This is a genomic window from Microbulbifer yueqingensis, assembly GCF_900100355.1.
GTDB classification, from domain to species: domain Bacteria; phylum Pseudomonadota; class Gammaproteobacteria; order Pseudomonadales; family Cellvibrionaceae; genus Microbulbifer; species Microbulbifer yueqingensis.
On sequence record NZ_FNFH01000002.1, the window covers coordinates 483422 to 499471 of the forward strand.

General features: G+C 60.6%; 13 protein-coding genes. 3 read left to right on the forward strand and 10 right to left on the reverse strand.

Going from position 1 to position 16050, the window contains the following annotated elements; translation table 11 throughout:
* Nucleotides 1-12: 12 nt before the first annotated feature.
* Both BLT26_RS05915 and BLT26_RS05920 read left to right on the forward strand, forming a co-directional pair.
* Nucleotides 13-267, forward strand: a complete 255-nt coding sequence (locus BLT26_RS05915; protein ID WP_091510118.1) for an HP1242/YdcH family protein — start codon at nt 13-15, stop codon at nt 265-267.
* 128 nt (nt 268-395) lie between these two features.
* Nucleotides 396-998 (forward strand): glutathione S-transferase family protein, encoded by a 603-nt coding sequence (locus BLT26_RS05920; protein WP_175453038.1) that lies wholly within the window; start codon nt 396-398, stop codon nt 996-998.
* A gap of 18 nt (nt 999-1016) precedes the next feature.
* Here BLT26_RS05920 and BLT26_RS05925 read toward each other — a convergent pair whose 3' ends face one another.
* From BLT26_RS05925 to BLT26_RS05965, 9 genes are all read right to left on the reverse strand, one after another.
* The gene (locus tag BLT26_RS05925) at nt 1017-1664 is read right to left on the reverse strand and encodes a hypothetical protein (protein ID WP_091511050.1); all 648 of its coding nucleotides are present in this window, start codon (nt 1662-1664) and stop codon (nt 1017-1019) included.
* Between the two features lie 16 nt (nt 1665-1680).
* Complete coding sequence (locus tag BLT26_RS05930; RefSeq protein ID WP_091510125.1) at nt 1681-3078, reverse strand: selenium-binding family protein; 1398 nt, start codon at nt 3076-3078, stop codon at nt 1681-1683.
* Nucleotides 3079-3581: 503 nt separating this feature from the next.
* Nucleotides 3582-6023, reverse strand: coding sequence for a matrixin family metalloprotease (locus BLT26_RS05935; protein WP_091510128.1), 2442 nt, complete (start codon nt 6021-6023; stop codon nt 3582-3584).
* The gene (locus tag BLT26_RS05940; protein WP_217631376.1) at nt 6023-6664 is read right to left on the reverse strand and encodes a hypothetical protein; all 642 of its coding nucleotides are present in this window, start codon (nt 6662-6664) and stop codon (nt 6023-6025) included. The genes BLT26_RS05935 and BLT26_RS05940 overlap by 1 nt, the downstream gene beginning before the upstream one ends.
* 219 nt (nt 6665-6883) lie before the next feature.
* Nucleotides 6884-7561 (reverse strand): response regulator, encoded by a 678-nt coding sequence (locus BLT26_RS05945; RefSeq protein ID WP_091510131.1) that lies wholly within the window; start codon nt 7559-7561, stop codon nt 6884-6886.
* Nucleotides 7536-10676, reverse strand: coding sequence for a sensor histidine kinase (locus BLT26_RS05950; protein ID WP_175453039.1), 3141 nt, complete (start codon nt 10674-10676; stop codon nt 7536-7538). The genes BLT26_RS05945 and BLT26_RS05950 overlap by 26 nt, the downstream gene beginning before the upstream one ends.
* A 366-nt stretch (nt 10677-11042) precedes the next feature.
* Nucleotides 11043-11432, reverse strand: a complete 390-nt coding sequence (locus tag BLT26_RS05955) for a c-type cytochrome (RefSeq protein WP_091511058.1) — start codon at nt 11430-11432, stop codon at nt 11043-11045.
* 13 nt (nt 11433-11445) lie between these two features.
* Nucleotides 11446-12510, reverse strand: a complete 1065-nt coding sequence (locus tag BLT26_RS05960) for a metallophosphoesterase family protein (protein WP_217631377.1) — start codon at nt 12508-12510, stop codon at nt 11446-11448.
* A gap of 336 nt (nt 12511-12846) precedes the next feature.
* Nucleotides 12847-14421: a mechanosensitive ion channel family protein gene (locus BLT26_RS05965; protein WP_175453040.1), complete on the reverse strand. Its 1575-nt coding sequence runs from the start codon at nt 14419-14421 to the stop codon at nt 12847-12849.
* 518 nt (nt 14422-14939) lie between these two features.
* Here BLT26_RS05965 and BLT26_RS05970 point away from each other — a divergent pair.
* Complete coding sequence (locus BLT26_RS05970; RefSeq protein WP_091510146.1) at nt 14940-15137, forward strand: hypothetical protein; 198 nt, start codon at nt 14940-14942, stop codon at nt 15135-15137.
* Nucleotides 15138-15308: 171 nt separating this feature from the next.
* Here the strand turns inward: BLT26_RS05970 and BLT26_RS05975 are convergent, their stop codons facing one another.
* A complete protein-coding gene (locus tag BLT26_RS05975; RefSeq protein ID WP_091510149.1) occupies nt 15309-16004 on the reverse strand; it encodes a type 1 glutamine amidotransferase domain-containing protein in 696 nt (231 codons plus the stop codon).
* Nucleotides 16005-16050: the final 46 nt, after the last annotated feature.

A 16050-nucleotide genomic window follows, 5' to 3' on the forward strand; every position in this document is an offset into this window, starting at 1 on the left:
CAGGAGTCGCCAATGGCCATAGACCCCCATACCCTGGAAGCGGATTTCCCCGAGTACACGGACACAATCCGCCGGCTAAACGAACAGGATCTCGAATTCAAGACCCAGAGCGACGACTACCACCGACTGGATAAGCAGATACGGGGCCTTGAAGGGCGCGGAGTCGCCACGGATGACCAGCACTTCACCTCATTGAAGATTCAGCGCGCTCACATGAAGGATCGCCTCTACCGACGCATTTCCAACAGCCACCCCCAACAGCACTGAGATACGCAGCAAGGGGCGGGTGCCAGGCCATCCGCCCTGCCTCGTAGACACCCGACGGCCTCTTCTGCACACTGCCACAAGACAGTGTGGCGCCTCGCCTTCCGGCGCCAGTAAAGGGAGAAGTCGTTGTGAAGCTTTTTTTTACCCATTCATCCCCTTATGCCCGCACCGTGCGCATCCTGCTCCGCGAGAGCGGGCTGACGGGCCAGGTGCAGGAAATCGAGGCGCACCCTTTCAGCGACTCCCCGGAACCTGCCACCAGCAACCCGCTCGGCAAGGTACCCTGCCTGGTGCGCGCCGACGGCGAGGCGGTGATGGACAGCGAGGTGATCTGCCGCTTTATTGACCAGGAACTGGGCGACGGCCACGCCGGTCGGGCGCTGGAGCAAAACTGGCCGCTGCAGACTTTTTACAGCGTGAGCAATGGCCTTATAGATACGCTGGTCTTGCGACGGGTGGAGTTGGCTCGTGCGGAACAGGGGCTGCGCTCTGACTTCTGGTGGGGTCGGTACAACGCCGCCGTCTCGCGGACCCTCACTTACCTCGAGCTCCGCCTGGAGCTGTTGCCGGATCACCTCTCACTGGCGCATATCAGCCTCGGTGCCGCACTCAGCTACCTGGATTTCCGCCACAGCGACATCGACTGGCGCGGCCCGCACGGTCAATTGGCAGCCCTGTCGGACGAGCTCGAGCGACGGCCGGCATTCCGGGATACCCCACTGCGGGACTGAGTTTCGCCGGGCGGGGGCTCAGAGAGCCATCAGGGCCGCAATCCCGGCCGCAGCCAGCAATGCAAAGGCCCAGATCAGGTCGAAGTTCACCCACTGCTGGCGCAGTATCGCCAGGCCGAACTTCCGGTAGACAAACCAGGCCGTGGTTCCCATGACCAGCAGCATGGCAAGGGTATGTAGTATCACGGCAACCAGCATTCCCCCTCCTCCCGGCGCACCATGGCCGGCGTGGCCCGCATGCCCACTCTCCATGCCGGCGGCAACACCGAGCAACGCCGGCACCACCATAAGCCCGGCCCCGTGCGCAGTCGCCATCAGGAAGGACCACAGGAACAGGTCCCGGAAGCCCACCTTCATGCCGACCCAGCGCGGGTGGCGATAGTAGTTGAATAGTTTGTACAGACCGAACAGCAACAGGACGCCGGCGGTGATCCACTGCAGGGTGGGCAGCGAAGCCACCCGCAGGCCCAGCAGCACCAGCACCACGGCCAGGGAGATGGCGAGCGCATGCCCGGCAGCGATCGGGAGCAACGACAACCAGATTACCCGCTCACGCTGTTGCTGCAGCCCCAGGGACAGGGCGAACAGCCAGCCCATGCCCGGGTTCAGTCCGTGGAAGGCACCAAACCCGAGCATCGCCAGCCAGGGCCCAATGGGACCTAACATACTCTCGCCCACGTGGTCATGAGGGATAGCAGAAGGAATCCGTCGAGGAGTCGCCACCCTCGAGCCGGATCTGGTGCACGCGCGTCTCGCCGAAATCCACAAAGAAATCCGGATCCAGCTGAATACCGCCATCCGGATCCACATCCACTTTCACCATCCAGCCCCCCATCCTGTCCGGGTAAAACTGGTCATCCCAGGTGCTGTAGAGGGAATTGGTGAAATAGACCCGCCGGCCGTCACGGCTGATCTCCACCATCTGCGGGCCACCCAGCAGGGGATCCGCGGAGCGGGGGTGAGGAGCCTTGTTGACGATGCCGCCAATCACGACCTTGCCGGCCAGCTTCGGGTTGAAGGGGTCGGAGACATCATACTGATGCAGCTCACCGGTACCCCAGCAGGAGACATACAGGAAGCGGTCATCCAGTGACAGGTCGATATCACTGACCAGCGGCGGAACCGCGCTGAAGTCCTTCAATGCGGGCGGCAGGTCGTCGGGATCCGCCGGCTCGGCCGGAATGGTGATGACCTTTTCCATCCGCCATTCGCCGTCTTTGCGATGCCATAACCAAATCGAAGCCGACAGGTCCTCCGTGCTGATGACCACCCCGGCAAAACCGTAGGTCTTGCGTGGGTCATGGGCGGGGCGCAGCTCCAGCACCATCTGGTGCTGCGCACCCAGGTCGATGGTCTGGCTTAGTTTACGCTTGCGGAGATCCCAGAAATGGATCCGGTGACCATACTTCTGGCCCAGCAGGTCCTCCGGCACCAGGCCGTCTTCAAACTGGCGCGGTTTGGCCCACTCACTGCTGACCAGGGTATCCTCGGCCAGGTGCCACCAGAAATCGTAGGCCAGCTCCTGGTCGCCGCGCTCGATCTCCCAGGGACCGATCACATCGAAGCTGAAGTGATCCAGCAGGAAAATGCCGCCGGGCCCATCGTCGCCGTTGGCCGAGCCCATGGCGCTCACATAGATGGCGTCGGGGCCACAATGTACGGTGTGCGGGCGACTGTAGCCCGACTTGGCCATTACCTCCTCCGGTTCGATCACCCTGGCGATGCGTGGCCGTCGCGGGTCCGGCTTGGTATCGATAATGTAGAGCCGCGAGCTGCGGACCCCGGGCACCACCAGGTAACGGCGCTCGAGATGAGGATGCGGCGCATAGGGACACAGCGCCGAGCTGCAGGCATTCCAGCCGAAGTGGTGCAATTCGTCGTCCAGGTGCGGCAGGTCCAGCGCATTTACCACTTCGCCGTAGCTGGGGGAATGCGGGTCCAGGTCCACTACACGGATACCGTCCGGCTGGTCATTGCGTCCGTAGTTCAGCGCCGCCACGTAGGCATGCCGCTCGGGAGGCGCCTGCATTGCCATTCTGGCGGAGGGGTAAAAGGACGGATCCGGTTTCCAGAGCGCCATATTTCCACTCCTGTTTATTCATGTATTGCGGCACAAAAATATGGCTTGGAGTATAGGAGAGCCCTGCAAGCGCCCACCGGGGGAAGGGGAACAGGAGAGATAATTGTGCGCCTAATTCAACGCGTCCCGGGTAACGGCTACAGGTCCTTACGTTCAACGATTAAAAATGGCGGGGGGTTCGCCCCCGCCAGGAAAGGCTCTTCACAGGATTCAAGGAACAATGAAGTCACAGCAGCTGAATTCCATGTCCTCCTTTATGCCCCGCCACGGGTCCAATGAGAGGCAGTGTTGTTATAGACGTCAGGCACTGGATCCCGGCTGCGACAGGCTCCCAGCCTGCCCCCTCCGGGAGATTCCAAATTAGCTCTGTTGGCGCGAAAATCCTATAGGGGTTTCCCCTATATGCAGGCCCTGCAAAAGAGCCAGCCCTGGGTCATTGATTGCAGGGCAGGAAACAAAAAAGCGGGGCCAGGCCCCGCTTCGAAGTGCGCCAGGTAGGCGTATCAGGGCTCCAGGAATTCACAGCGGCCCACTTCTGCTCCCGCCGCCACGGCCTCACGCAGGCCGCCGGGGAAGCCAACCTGCTCGGAAACACCGTCGGTACAGACATAGGCCTGGTCCAGGTCGACCTTCCAGGAATACTGGATGCCGGCCAGTCCCCCTACGATCTCGGTCCCGGATGCGCTGATTGAGATCGGGTTATTGATCGGCAGTGAGTTCATTTCCACCACACCCTGTTTCTTCAGGAAGTCGGCAAACTCCATCCAGCCAATTCCCTCGACCCACAGGCCGCCGGCGAGCCCCATACGCCAGTTGCCGGCACGGCCGATAGCAACACGGCCATCGTCGCTCATGTCGAAGACCGTCATCGGGATCGGGCCTACAGCTCCGGTGATCTCCTCTTCCGTCAGCAGCTGGCAGTAGTTGTAGCCAAAGAAGTAGAACGGCATGTCCGCGCACCAGCGAAGGGAGCCGATATTGGTAAGTGAATTGGCACTGGTACCCCTGGCCGGATTCCACAACTGGACCCCATCGCGGGTGGACAGCGCCACCTTGCTACCATCCTGGCTGGTGGCATACGCCTCGTAGGCACCAAAGGCACCGTGCAGGTCGATCATCGAACCGTCATTGACCCAGGCGACCGCCTTCTGGTGGGTGTTGGAGCCCAGCACCACTTCGCCATTGCCGGAAATCGCGTGGGCGCGGACAAACTGGGTGCGATTCCAGTCGACACCCTCGGTGTCCAGCTCCCGCATGCCGCCTTTTTCGTCCCAGATAAAAGGCACAATCTCGCCACTGTAGGTACTCTGGCAGTTACCGTCACCGTCGACATCCTTGTAGGCGAGGCCCACAGCTGTCTCACCCTTGTCATCCAGGGCCCAGCCGCTGGTGGCGGTCACGCCGGTTACCGAGCCCCCGCCGCAGCTGTTGCCGTTCAGGTCACCCAGCGGGGTAACGCCCTGTTCGCTCCAGATGGCGGCCTCCTGGATTCCGTTGCCGGTAAAGTCTTTCTGCACCAGCATCTTCTGGCCGTTGCGGTTCAGGGCGCCATTGGCCGGCACAAACTCCGGAGGCAGGACCTTGTAGCCCTTCTTTTCATCCCACAGGAATGCCGTGGGTCCCGCCTGGCCCGCGGCACGCTTGCCGCCCTTGGCCATGTCGCGAATAAAGGCTGACACCAGCGGTGTTACCTGGATACCTTTTTCGTAGCCATTGAAATAGAAATCTGCTTCCTTGGTCACACCCGCCTCGGCCAGGATCGGGGTTGCGTCACAGGCGTTGTCCGCCAGCGGATCCGTGCCCTCGGCAGCGTTCCAGTATTCGGCCTGGGATACCAGGCGCGTACGCGATGTCGGGTAACCGCCGGCGGTGATCTCCTCCAGGTACAGGACGTACTGCTCACCCGGAGTCAGGTTGCGGATGGTGAAACGACCGTCGGGACCTAACTTGCCCTGGGTGGCCGAACCGCTCATGTCAGAAACCGCATCGTAGATGGGGTCGTTGACGTTACGGGCAATGATATTGATACCGCTGTACTCGGTCTTGCCATCCTTCAGGCGCAGGACACCAGTGATGGTACCGGTACTGGAGGCGTAGTCAGCGGTGGGGTACAGGTTGGAGATCGCGGCGATATCGTCCGGGTGCTCCACGGTGCTCTGCTCGGCACCGGCCTGGCCACTGTGATCGATGAACGGGAACATCGTCTCGATGATATCCGGACTGGCGTTGTTGGCCCCGAAGAAAGCGGGGTAATCCCAGCGGTGGATCGGGTCCAGCCCGCAACCAGCCACACCGGGGTATTTCGGGCTGTAGGTATAACTCATGTACGCCAGGGAGCCGTTTACCTGCGAGTGGGAGAGGTTGATGGCGTGACCGAATTCATGGGTGAACACGCCGGCCACATTGTTGCCCTCGGTATCGCTGTTCCAGACGTTCCAGCCGTTCATCACCGCAGTCGCCTCGATGATGGTGCCGTTGCCATCGGTCCACTCGGGGAAGGCTATGCCGAGCACGGCCTCCTTTGGCACCCCGAAGAACTCCTCCAGGATGGAGCCGTCGGTGTCGTAAAGCACCCAGAAACCGTAACCATTTTCCCTGGTGTAGATCTCGGTGGCGTTAGCGCCGGTTACGTCGGCGATACCCAGTTTTTCCTCGATGGTGCCACTGATCTCCGCCGAGAAAGTGGATGTCGGCACATCGCTCCAGTTCTGGAAGGCATGCGCAGTGATTTCGTTGGCGCGCTCGATGGTCAGGAACGGGGTGCCGTCATAGTTCCAGGTGAAGGCCTCCCCACCATCGGTATACACCGGGATGGGCCCCCTGCTGGTGTCCCATTTGAGGGGCTGGGGGTTTTCGCCATCGGTGGTGTAGAGCGGGCCGGCAGCCTGGGCGGAAGTCGCCGCAACGACCAGGCCAATCGCGAGGGTCAGGTTATTCAGTTTCATTATTTCATCTCCCCCTTGCCGATCCAGTCTTCAGAAACTGCACGGCCGACCAGGTCCATAAACTGGACGGCGTCTACCGCACCTGGTGAGGTCAGCATGTTCTGCTGTTCCGCACTCAGCAGCTGCTGGTTGATTTCCACATCCTCGAACAGGCCGGCGTTGTTGAACTGGTTTGCCAGCTTTCCGTTCATCACACTGAACTTGCCCTGGGCCATGCCGGCAGTAGTCTGCAGGCCAGTGCGACCAGCCTTTTCGTGCATGAAGGCAACCACGAACTCACCCTCGTTCCAGCGCGGGAAACCTTCCGGGGAGACTGCCAGCATCTGGTGGCCATTGGCCATGGTGCGGGGTTTCAGCAGGCCAAACTGGCGAAAGGTGTATTCGCTGTCGTCCTTGATCTTGCCCTTGGCATCGCTGCCAACCTGCAGGGTGACTTCGGTGTAGGGAATGCCAGCTGCGTCGATGCCGTCGGACACGCTTTTCACCGTACCCGAGACAATAGCCTCGGAACTGGTAATCAACTGGGTGAGATTCTGGGTCTTGAGTTTCATGGCACTGGCTACCGGTGCAACCAGGGCCACCACGAGGGTGGCGAGCAGTGCGGCAAGCGGCTTGCGGCACCGTTGGAGTTTACCTGACACGATGATTTCCTCTCATTATTGTGAATATCGGGCCCGGGGCTGGGCACGGGCCGGAAACAATTTCACGTTAAGGAGAGGCTGGGCGGAGGGGTATAGGGGTTTCCCCGATATTCAGTTACGCGTGAACGGGCTCACAACTTCCGGCAACCAGGAGTTCGGCTAACCGGGATTATTTTCACAAAAAAACGGAACGGGTCTCGTCACGGCAATGGCCGGGAGTCATGTCTCGGGATTGACCAGGCCGACGCGGATAGCGAAGCGCACCAGACCCGGCACGTTGTAAATTCCCAGCCTGTCCATCAGCTGGGCGCGATGGGCCTCGACCGTTTTCACACTGACATTCAGGCCGCTCGCGATTTCCCGCGGTCCGCGACCTTCAGCGATCAGCTGCAGGATCTGCCGCTGCCGGGGTGTCAGGACCTCCGCAGCCGATATGGAGTCAGTGCCGGCGGAGAGAAACCGCTCTACCACCTCCCCATCGATGGCAGCACACAGGTAGTCCCGGCCGGCGAAGAGGGCATGCAGTGCCTCTGCCAGTTCATCGAATGCGGAATCCTTCAGGAGATAGCCCTGGGCTCCGGCATTCAGCGCACGGGCAACATATTCCGGCCCCGAGTGCATGGACAGGATCAGGATTCGCACATCGGGGTGATGCTGGCTCAGGTGTGCGGCCACCTCGAGCCCGTTCATGCCGGGCAGCGAGACATCGAGCAGAACCACATCGGGACGCTTTCGCCGGACCAGCGCCAGGGCCTCCAGTCCATCCCCGCACTCACCAACCACTGCGATACCGGGCATATCATCCAGCAGTGCGCGCATGCCAGCCCGCAACAGCCTGTGGTCATCCACGAGCAGGATTTGCCTCGGTTTTTCACTCGAGTATTGGTGCTTCTGCATGATTCAATACCGGAATTTTCGCAGTTACCCGACAACCGGAGCCGGGACTGGAATCGAAGTGCATCTCACCACACACTCCATGGACCCGCTCGAGCATACCCAGGAGGCCCAGGTGCTCCCCGCGCCGGGCGCGCGCCCAGACTTCGACTGGTTCGAAGCCACAACCATTGTCCTCGACCTCCAGGATCAGCCGCTGCGCATCGTAGCGCAGCCTGACTTCTATGCGACTCGCGCAGGCATGCCGGATAGCATTGTTTACCGCCTCCTGCACCAGGCGGAATATGGTGGTTCGCAGGTCGCCTTCAATCCACGACAGGTCAAACTGGGTGACCAGCCCTATCTGTACGCCGGCGCGATCGCTCACGGAGTCCAGGTGGACCCGCAGCGCTTCCACCAGCCCCGCTTCATCGAGTAGCGGCGGGCGCAGGCTGAGGGAAATATTCCTGACCTGGGCGATCATGCTGTCGATCATGGCAATGGCAGACGCGAGCAGTCCTCCCGCGGCCCCGGCGTCCGCCGCGCCTCCTGCACGCTGCAGGCTGATCTTGGTTGCGGTAAGGGTCTGGCCCAGTTCATCGTGGAGCTCCCGTGCGATCAGCTGGCGCTGTTCCTCCCTCGTGCTCTGCATCCTGTGAGTCAGGTTGCGCAGGCCGGTGTGGGCCTGGGACAGCTCTTCCCGGCTTTCCCTCACCCTCTGCAGCGCTAACTCCTTTTCCCGCTGCAGCTTTTCCAGTCGGCGGTTGCGGCGGCGCAGTCCCCGAACACGATGGCGGTGCCAGCCCCAGGTACCGACGAGCAGCAGGAGCAGCCCCCCCACCCGGAATTCCAACGTCATCCAGAGCGGTGGTATCACCTCGAGATCCAGCGACGGGGAGACACTCCAGTTGCCAAAAGCATCGCGCCCGCGGATGCTCAAACGGTGGACCCCGGGGGATAATTCCAGCAGGGTAACGACATGACGCTCACCCAGTGCCTGCCAATCGGACTCCTCGTCAAGGCGATACTGGTACTGATGCTGGCCACGCGCATAATCCAGTACCGCAAAGGAAACTGAGAGCATCTCGCCCCACCGCATGGAGTACGCGGAAAGTGCCGTTGCCGGCTGTATGTTGAGTCCCCCCTGGCCATCGGGCCGGGTCAGCTCGATCATTCGCACAGGGCTCGGGTCGCGCTCACGCATCGGCGTACCTGGCGGAACCTTCACCACACCGCCTAGCCCGCCGAAGTAAAGGTAGTGTTCATCCCGGGCCGCGGCCCGAACATTGAAATGCGTCACCGGCAGGCCACTCTCGGCAACATGATTGGCTACTGCACCCGTGGCCGGCTGCAACCGGGTCAAACCTCTGTGTGAACTGATCCAGAGAGAGCCGTCGTTGTCCTCGATAATTCCCGCCACTCCGTCGCTGAGCAGGCCATCCCGCTCGGTCCAGCGACGCAGCAGCCTGAGCTGTCCCCCGCCAGTGAGGGCAAACTGGTGCAAGCCGCCGCCGTTGGTGCCCACCCAGAGATAGCCGCTGTCGGAACGGTAGAGACCGGTGACCGAATGGTGCCCCAGTCCCTCTGCCACTGTAAAACGCTGGCAGGACCATACTTCCGTCCGGCACAGGTTGAGCCCGTTCGATCGGGTACCCACGAGAAGCAGGCCCTTACCGAGATCCAGCAACCCGGAAATATAATTGCCACTCAGCGAATCCACCCGATGTGGATCATGCTGCAAGGAGTCGAACTGTTCCCCGCCCGGCGACAACCGGAACAGGCCACTTCCCCCAACGCCGACCCACAATACGCCACGGTCATCCTCGGCCAGGCTGGTGACGTAGCCGTCCCCCAGTCCCCGGCCGGAATCCCCGCTAATCCGCTCCAGGGGCGTGCCGCCGGCCGACAGCAGCCACAGGCCGTGGTTGGTGCCCACCGCGATTTCCCCGCTTTGCCGCCGCGTCATGGCCAGGACGCCATCGGTATTCAGTTGCGAGGGAGTCCCAGGGAGCTTTTCCACCCTTTTCCGGTCTTCGGCCAGCGGTTGCACCCCACCGCCAAAAGTCCCTACCCAGGGTCTGCTGCCTTCGCCGGAGAGGATCGCAGTCACGTTACGGTTTCGCAGGTGGCTCGTTTCCGAGTCAGCATCCAGGAAGCCGAATCTCTCCTCTGGCAGGCGCGCAAGGTAGACCCCACTGCCCCAGGTGCCCACGAAGACCCGCCGGCCGCTGATTACCAGGTTCATCTGGGGCAGGGCCGGCAACTGCCCCGGTTGGCCGGGCAGTTCCGGGTTTGCGGGCACTACGCTTCCGTCATCGGGATCGTAAACCAGCACCCCCTTGGCCATTGTGGTCATCCACAGGCGCCCTCGCGGGCCCCAGGCCAGGTCGGTAATGATCCGGGCCGTCTTGCTTTCCGGGATTAACGGGATCTGCCGAACCTCGCGCGCGCCCGGACCGATTTCCACCAACCCCGAGCGGGTTCCCACAAACATCGAACCATCGCGGCCCTCGGCAAACGCGAATACATCATTTATTTCGGGCCGCTCGGCCAGGTGGACCGACAGGTCGATGCGATCGAAGCCGGTCCGGCCGGGGCGCCTGATGCTGATACCACCACCGACGGTGGCAACCCACAGATTTCCCGCGCGGTCGGCGTGCACCGTGTAGGCGTAATCGTGGGAAAGCGAACGCGGGTCATCCGGATCATGGAAATACCGCTCGACAATGCCTGTGGCGGGGTCAAGACGATTGAGGCCTATCTGGCTGCCGACCCAGAGGTGCCCGCTGTGATCTTCCGCCATACCGTAAATACTCGCATGGCTCAGGGTATTGGGGTCGGCCACGTCGTGCCGGTAATGCCGGAAGCTGCCGCTTTTCGGGTCGTACCTGCTGAGGCCGGCGGTGTTACTGGCCACCCAGATCCGGCCGTGAGAGTCCTCAAAAAGCGCCCGCAGGTCACCGTCGGGCAACTCCCCGGGGCCCCCCTTCCCGACCGGCATGCGCCGCGCCTCATAACCGTCATACCGGTACAGGCCTTCCCGGGTGGCCACCCAGAGCAGGCCGGAGCGATCCACCAACAGGGAGGGAACCACCTTCACATCGAGCCCCTGGGCGACGCCCAGGGGCTCGAATTCCACCGCCCCCTGCGCCAATAGCGGGGAGGGCCAAAATAGGGAAACCACTATCAGCAGTAGCGGGAGGGCCCTGCCAGTCATTTTCGTGCCACTCTTTACTTCTCAACCGTGACGATTTCCCCACCCACCCGCTACCTGCACCACGCTGGGGGGGCCGGCGACCAGGGGAATAACTTAATAACCGAAACATATAAGCAGAGTTATCGCGACACTGCCAGACCATCGTTGCCATGAAAACCGACAAAACAGGCGGAGTCACAAAATAGCTACGAGGCGCACTGGATACGGGTATACCGGCCCCGAGGAACCCCCAAAAAAGGAATATATTTCCCACTCCAACCCGGCACAGAGGTGACTGGCCGGGAGGCTTCAGTGCTTGCCCGGTGCCAGGGGCACGCCCTTTCGCTCACTGTGGATATAGGACACGATGGCGATCATCTTCGGATCGTCGGCCGACAGCGCCTCGCCTTCGAGTGGATTGCGGATGCACCAATTCACCATTTCCCACAAGTCGGCCACCCGACCGAGCTGTTGCTGGAACTTGGGATAGGTCTCCGGATGGGTATTGGCGGCATTCGGGTGGCACTGGGCACAGGCGACCCCGTTACTGCCGAGGTCGCCGCTGGTCCAGAGCTGCCTTCCTTTCTGTGCGACCCGCTGGTACTGCTCCTGCCAGCGCTCCATATCTTCCCGGGTAAATTCGTCGGCCGCCACGGCAACGGCACCGATCAGGCAAAACAGCAGGGCCAGCGTTCTCATCTTGCGCTCCTGGTTAGAAATGGTCTTGCGGCGGGGTCCGCGCATCCTTGTCCTGGTATCTCGTGTCTTCCGGACGCCTGTGCCGCTCGTTCCAGGCCACCCTGCGGTTCTGGTTGGCACCCAGGTTGAAGGTGGTATCAATACGACCGCTGTGCATATTCATAAACTGCCAACCGGTGGCATCCCGCTCGTTCGAGGGATCGGCGCGATTCATGGGAACAGTGAGGATCGGCAGGTGACTTTCCGCCAGCGCGTAGGACTCGGGATACGGCCAGGGCCAGGCTGTGGACATGACCGACGTAAAGGCAATATTGCCGATCTGGTTATACTGGATCTGGTGAACATGCCCGTAAATGACATTACTCTCGCGAAAAGGTGCGAGCATTTTCTGGACCTCATCGGCGTCCTCGGTCCAGAAATTCCATCCGCGGTAAATCTTCTGCAGCGGCGAGTGGGAGAAAACCACAATCGGGGTGTCCTTATCCTGACTATCCAGGTCCTTGCGCATCCACTCCCGCTGGCGCTCGCCCACCATAAACGGCGAGCCATTCGGGTTATCGAGCAGGGCCATTTCCTGCATACGCCGACCGGGCGTATCCCATCTCCTGTTCCAGTCGTCATAAGTCAGGATACTGTTGAGCACGACAAAGTGGACGCCCTTGTGGTCAAAACTGTAATAGTCGTCGCCATACAGTTTTCGCCAATAATCCCCCATATCCAGGTAATAATCGTGCTCACCCATGACCATATACAGCTTCCCGTGCAGTGCCCCGAGCATTTCGGCACCGTGGTCCAGCTCTGCCCGGGTCCCCAGGTGGGCGAGGTCGCCACCGAAGACGAAAAAGTCCGGCCTTGGATCGAGGAGGTTGGCCTCGGCAACCGCACGCTTCAACCCCTGGTCCCAGCTCCGCACAAACTTATCGTCCCTGATATGCTGGATATGGGAGTCGGAAATATAACCGAAGGTAAAACCCCTGCCGGGCTCTGCGAACGACAGACGTACCAGGCTGACAGGCAGCATGCCTGCCAACAAGCCGGCAGATGACGCCTTGAGAAATTCTCTTCGAGAACTATTCAATGTCTTTCCCCTTGAAGAGCGTTCTCGGGTTTTTCCGCTGCTCGGTGAGACTCAGGGGTCGGGCACCACCATCCGGACAGGGTTCGGTTAACGCGCCCCAGCAGTACCAGATCATTCCCGTGGTTCCCGGCCACACAGGCTCCGCTCTGTAATAAACAATTATGGGCGACGATCTGTGGCCGGTGCGGAAAGATGGAAGAGATTTCAGGGAATCAGGTGGAGGATATTGACGACGTCTTCAACAGTGCATACCGGAGCCCGGGCAGGCCTCACGCCAGGCGACCAGGTCATGCGCTGCAAGGCGACTTTCCGCGTCAGTGAAGAGAGGGCCGGCCATCAGGAATCCTCGATCGCCTCGGCGCTATCAGGTTTATATGCCCGGTCGGCTTTATCTGCCCTGTCAGCATCGCCGGTCGCCTCTTCGGCACTGTTTTGTTTGTGCAGGGCCACCCGGGCGGGAGGCGCCTGCCCCGACTTGTCCTCACCAAAGTACAGGGTCTGGTGCGGGAATGGAATTTCGATGCCCTCGCGGTCAAACTTCAGCTTGATACGGCGATTGAATTCCCTGCCCACACGCCATTTTTCATGGGCCCGGGTTTTCGTGCGGGCCTTGATGACGACCGCACTGTCCGCGAAGGCGTCAACTCCCAGTACCTCGAGCGGCGCGAGGATCAGGGAGCCGAAGTCTTCACTTTGCCGCATTTCCTCGTCCACGGCGTGGAGGCAGGAGATGACCTCGTCGGTGTTTTCGCGATAAGCGACGCCGATCTCCAGCATGTAATAGCTGTAATTCTTGGTCAGGTTGTCCACTACCGAGATCTCGCTGAAAGGGATGGTATGCACGGTGCCGTCCAGCGCCCGCAGCTCTATCTTCCGCAGGGTTATATGGGTGACCTCCCCGGTGCGCCCACCCACCGTCACGATATCTCCCACCTGTAGCAGGTCCTCAAGCAGGATAGTGAACCCGGTAAGAAAATCCTTTACCAGCGTCTGGGCACCGAAACCGATCGCAATACCAAATACACCGGCACCGGCAAGCAACGGCATTACATCAATATCGAGCTCCGACAGAACCACCAGTACCGTCATCACCGTCAGGGTGAACAGCAACAGGTTGCGAATCAGCGGAACCAGTGTGCGTACGCGGGCGTTGGCGGACAGCATCCTCTCACCGAAATAGTGCTCGACCACGCCGTTGATAGTCTCCCAGAGCGCACAAAACACGGCGACAATCAGGAACAGGGAGAGTGAAACCCGGGCCGCGCCGCGCAGGGCATCCTTGGAAAGCAGCTCACCCAGCATTTCCCCAAATAGTTCGACGCCGGTATAGCCGAACAGTATCAGGGCCATGACGTAGCCCAGCCAACGCTGGATGCCGAAAATAATCGAAAACCTTGAACGGCCTACACCCGCGCGTTTGCGCACCGGACGCAGCTTGCCGTCAACGAAACCGGCCAGCCGGTTATTGATGGCCACAGCCACCAGCAGGATCACCGCGGCAATCGCCAGCAATAACAGCCTTCCCGCCTCGTTGGCAGAGAGCCCGATCCCGTTCAGGAACGACGAATAATCTCGCACTATTTCGGTCGCGACATCATCCACCGATAGGGCATTACTGATTTTCAACGCCCCGTCGCCTGCAGTTGCATCAGTGGCTTGCCGCAGCCGTTTCAGGTCTTTCAGGAAAAGATTCCGGCGGGCTGGATCCTCCAGCAGGCCGACCAGGCGGTCAAGCTGGTCGGGGGAGAGCTCACTGTCGGTGCGGGCTTGCCCACTCGCGTGGGGCGGCTTTTCCGGTGCTCCGGCACCCGGAGATGCCTGGGCTACCGGTATTGCCGCAGCACCCGTGCCCTGGGAGCTGCCATCGCTTTCCTGTGCAACCGCCGCCGGCGCTGACAGCAGCAATAACATCAGCACCGCAATCAATGGTCGTGCATCGCCTGCCTTTGAAAAGATATTGTTGCCTCCCCGAGCATTTTGAAACAGATTGTTAGTTTGTCTGCCGTATTTGCAATGATCTTCAGGCTCCAGTGACTCCGTGTAAAAGACAGGAATCGTTGTGGCCTCGTAGCGGACTCTCCGGCCGCATAATATTCGCAGCCTCTCCATCAAAAGGTGTGGATAAGTGGTGCTTTTTTCAACCCTCCGGCCTTGATCCCTTATTACGCGCCCTGCCCTACCCATCACTTTATCGCGCCGGCAACTGCAGTGAGGCACACTGTCCCGTAATAAAATTCAGGGCTGCCGTCGCAGCCGACCTTCGTCATGCTTCTGCCATTCAGCGGCCATCCCGTTACGTCACTACGTGAACAGTTTCTCAGTGCGGTGTTTTGTCATGGGATTGACGGGAATTAACAGGGAACAAATTCGCCGGGGGCCAGTCGGAGCTGACTGGAATTACATTTGGTGAGTAATTAAGGAGTGAAATTATGATTGCATCCAGAAAACTGGCACTGGCCTTCCTGACCAGCCTGCTGCTTCTCGGAATGGCTGGCTGTGACAATGATACCGATGCCGAGGAGGTGGGCGAGCAGATCGACGAGAAATTCAACGATGTCGGCAACGCGGTGGAAGATGCCTGTGAAGAAGTGAAGGAAGAAGCCGGCGCGGAAGACCAGGACTGCTGACGCCGGCCGCTGGCGCCGCAGCCTGGTGAGGTGCTGCGGCGCACACCTAAACAAGCCAACTTGCAACCCGGATGCCCGCAGCAGTATCAAGATGCCCACCGTGTTTCACGGTGTCCGCTTCCGCAGCCGGCCCGCTCTGCCGGCGGGCATCGCAGGAAAGGAGAACCGGCCTCAGCTGCCCCCGCCTTTCTTGACCTGGTCGCGGAGGGCCTCACCAACCCCGCGGGCCGACGCCGGATTCTGCCCTGTTACCAGGCGGCCATCTACGGTGACAGACTCCTCGAAATTGTCCGCTTTCTCGTGCGTCGCGCCCCGCTCCTTGAGCTTTGATGCGAGCAGGAAAGGCACAATGTCGTCCTTCTCCACTGCGCGCTCTTCCTCGTCAGTGAAGGCAGAGAGTTTCTTGCCATCAACCAGCCAGCTGCCATCACTCAGCTTGACGTTTACAAACGCAGCCGGGCCGTGACAGACCGCTGCCACCACCTTGTCGTTTTCGTACATCTTGCGGATCGCGTCCTGGACGTCCTTATTGTCAGGCAGGTCCCACATGGTGCCATGTCCGCCGGGGAAGTAGATGGCGTCATACTCCCCAATATCCAGTTCCTTGAGCGCGGGGGCAGACTTTATCTTGGCATTGACATCTTCGTCCTCCAGGAACTCGCGATTTACTGAGTCGTCCATGTCCTTACTGCCGGGGTCAATCGGCGCCTCGCCGCCCTCAGGCGTGGCGAAGTCAACATGGAAGCCCGCCTCGCGGAGTACCCGCCAGGGTTGCGCAGCCTCGGAAAGGTGAAAACCGGTCTTGTCGCCGGTGTCTCCAAGGCTGTCATGACCGGTCAGTACAAAAAGCACACGGTAATCATACATAGGGATGCCTCCGGTGAGTTGAGATAAAGGACAGGGAAAGCGTGCA

Bases quoted from the DNA above. Each gene is read 5' to 3' on its own strand.
- BLT26_RS05915 (WP_091510118.1), top strand. From the start codon at position 13: ATGGCCATAGACCCCCATACCCTGGAAGCGGATTTCCCCGAGTACACG.
- BLT26_RS05925 (WP_091511050.1), bottom strand. From the start codon at position 1,664: ATGTTAGGTCCCATTGGGCCCTGGCTGGCGATGCTCGGGTTTGGTGCC.
- BLT26_RS05930 (WP_091510125.1), bottom strand. From the start codon at position 3,078: ATGGCGCTCTGGAAACCGGATCCGTCCTTTTACCCCTCCGCCAGAATG.
- BLT26_RS05935 (WP_091510128.1), bottom strand. From the start codon at position 6,023: ATGAAACTGAATAACCTGACCCTCGCGATTGGCCTGGTCGTTGCGGCG.
- BLT26_RS05945 (WP_091510131.1), bottom strand. From the start codon at position 7,561: ATGCAGAAGCACCAATACTCGAGTGAAAAACCGAGGCAAATCCTGCTC.
- BLT26_RS05955 (WP_091511058.1), bottom strand. From the start codon at position 11,432: ATGAGAACGCTGGCCCTGCTGTTTTGCCTGATCGGTGCCGTTGCCGTG.
- BLT26_RS05965 (WP_175453040.1), bottom strand. From the start codon at position 14,421: ATGTTATTGCTGCTGTCAGCGCCGGCGGCGGTTGCACAGGAAAGCGAT.
- BLT26_RS05970 (WP_091510146.1), top strand. From the start codon at position 14,940: ATGATTGCATCCAGAAAACTGGCACTGGCCTTCCTGACCAGCCTGCTG.
- BLT26_RS05975 (WP_091510149.1), bottom strand. From the start codon at position 16,004: ATGTATGATTACCGTGTGCTTTTTGTACTGACCGGTCATGACAGCCTT.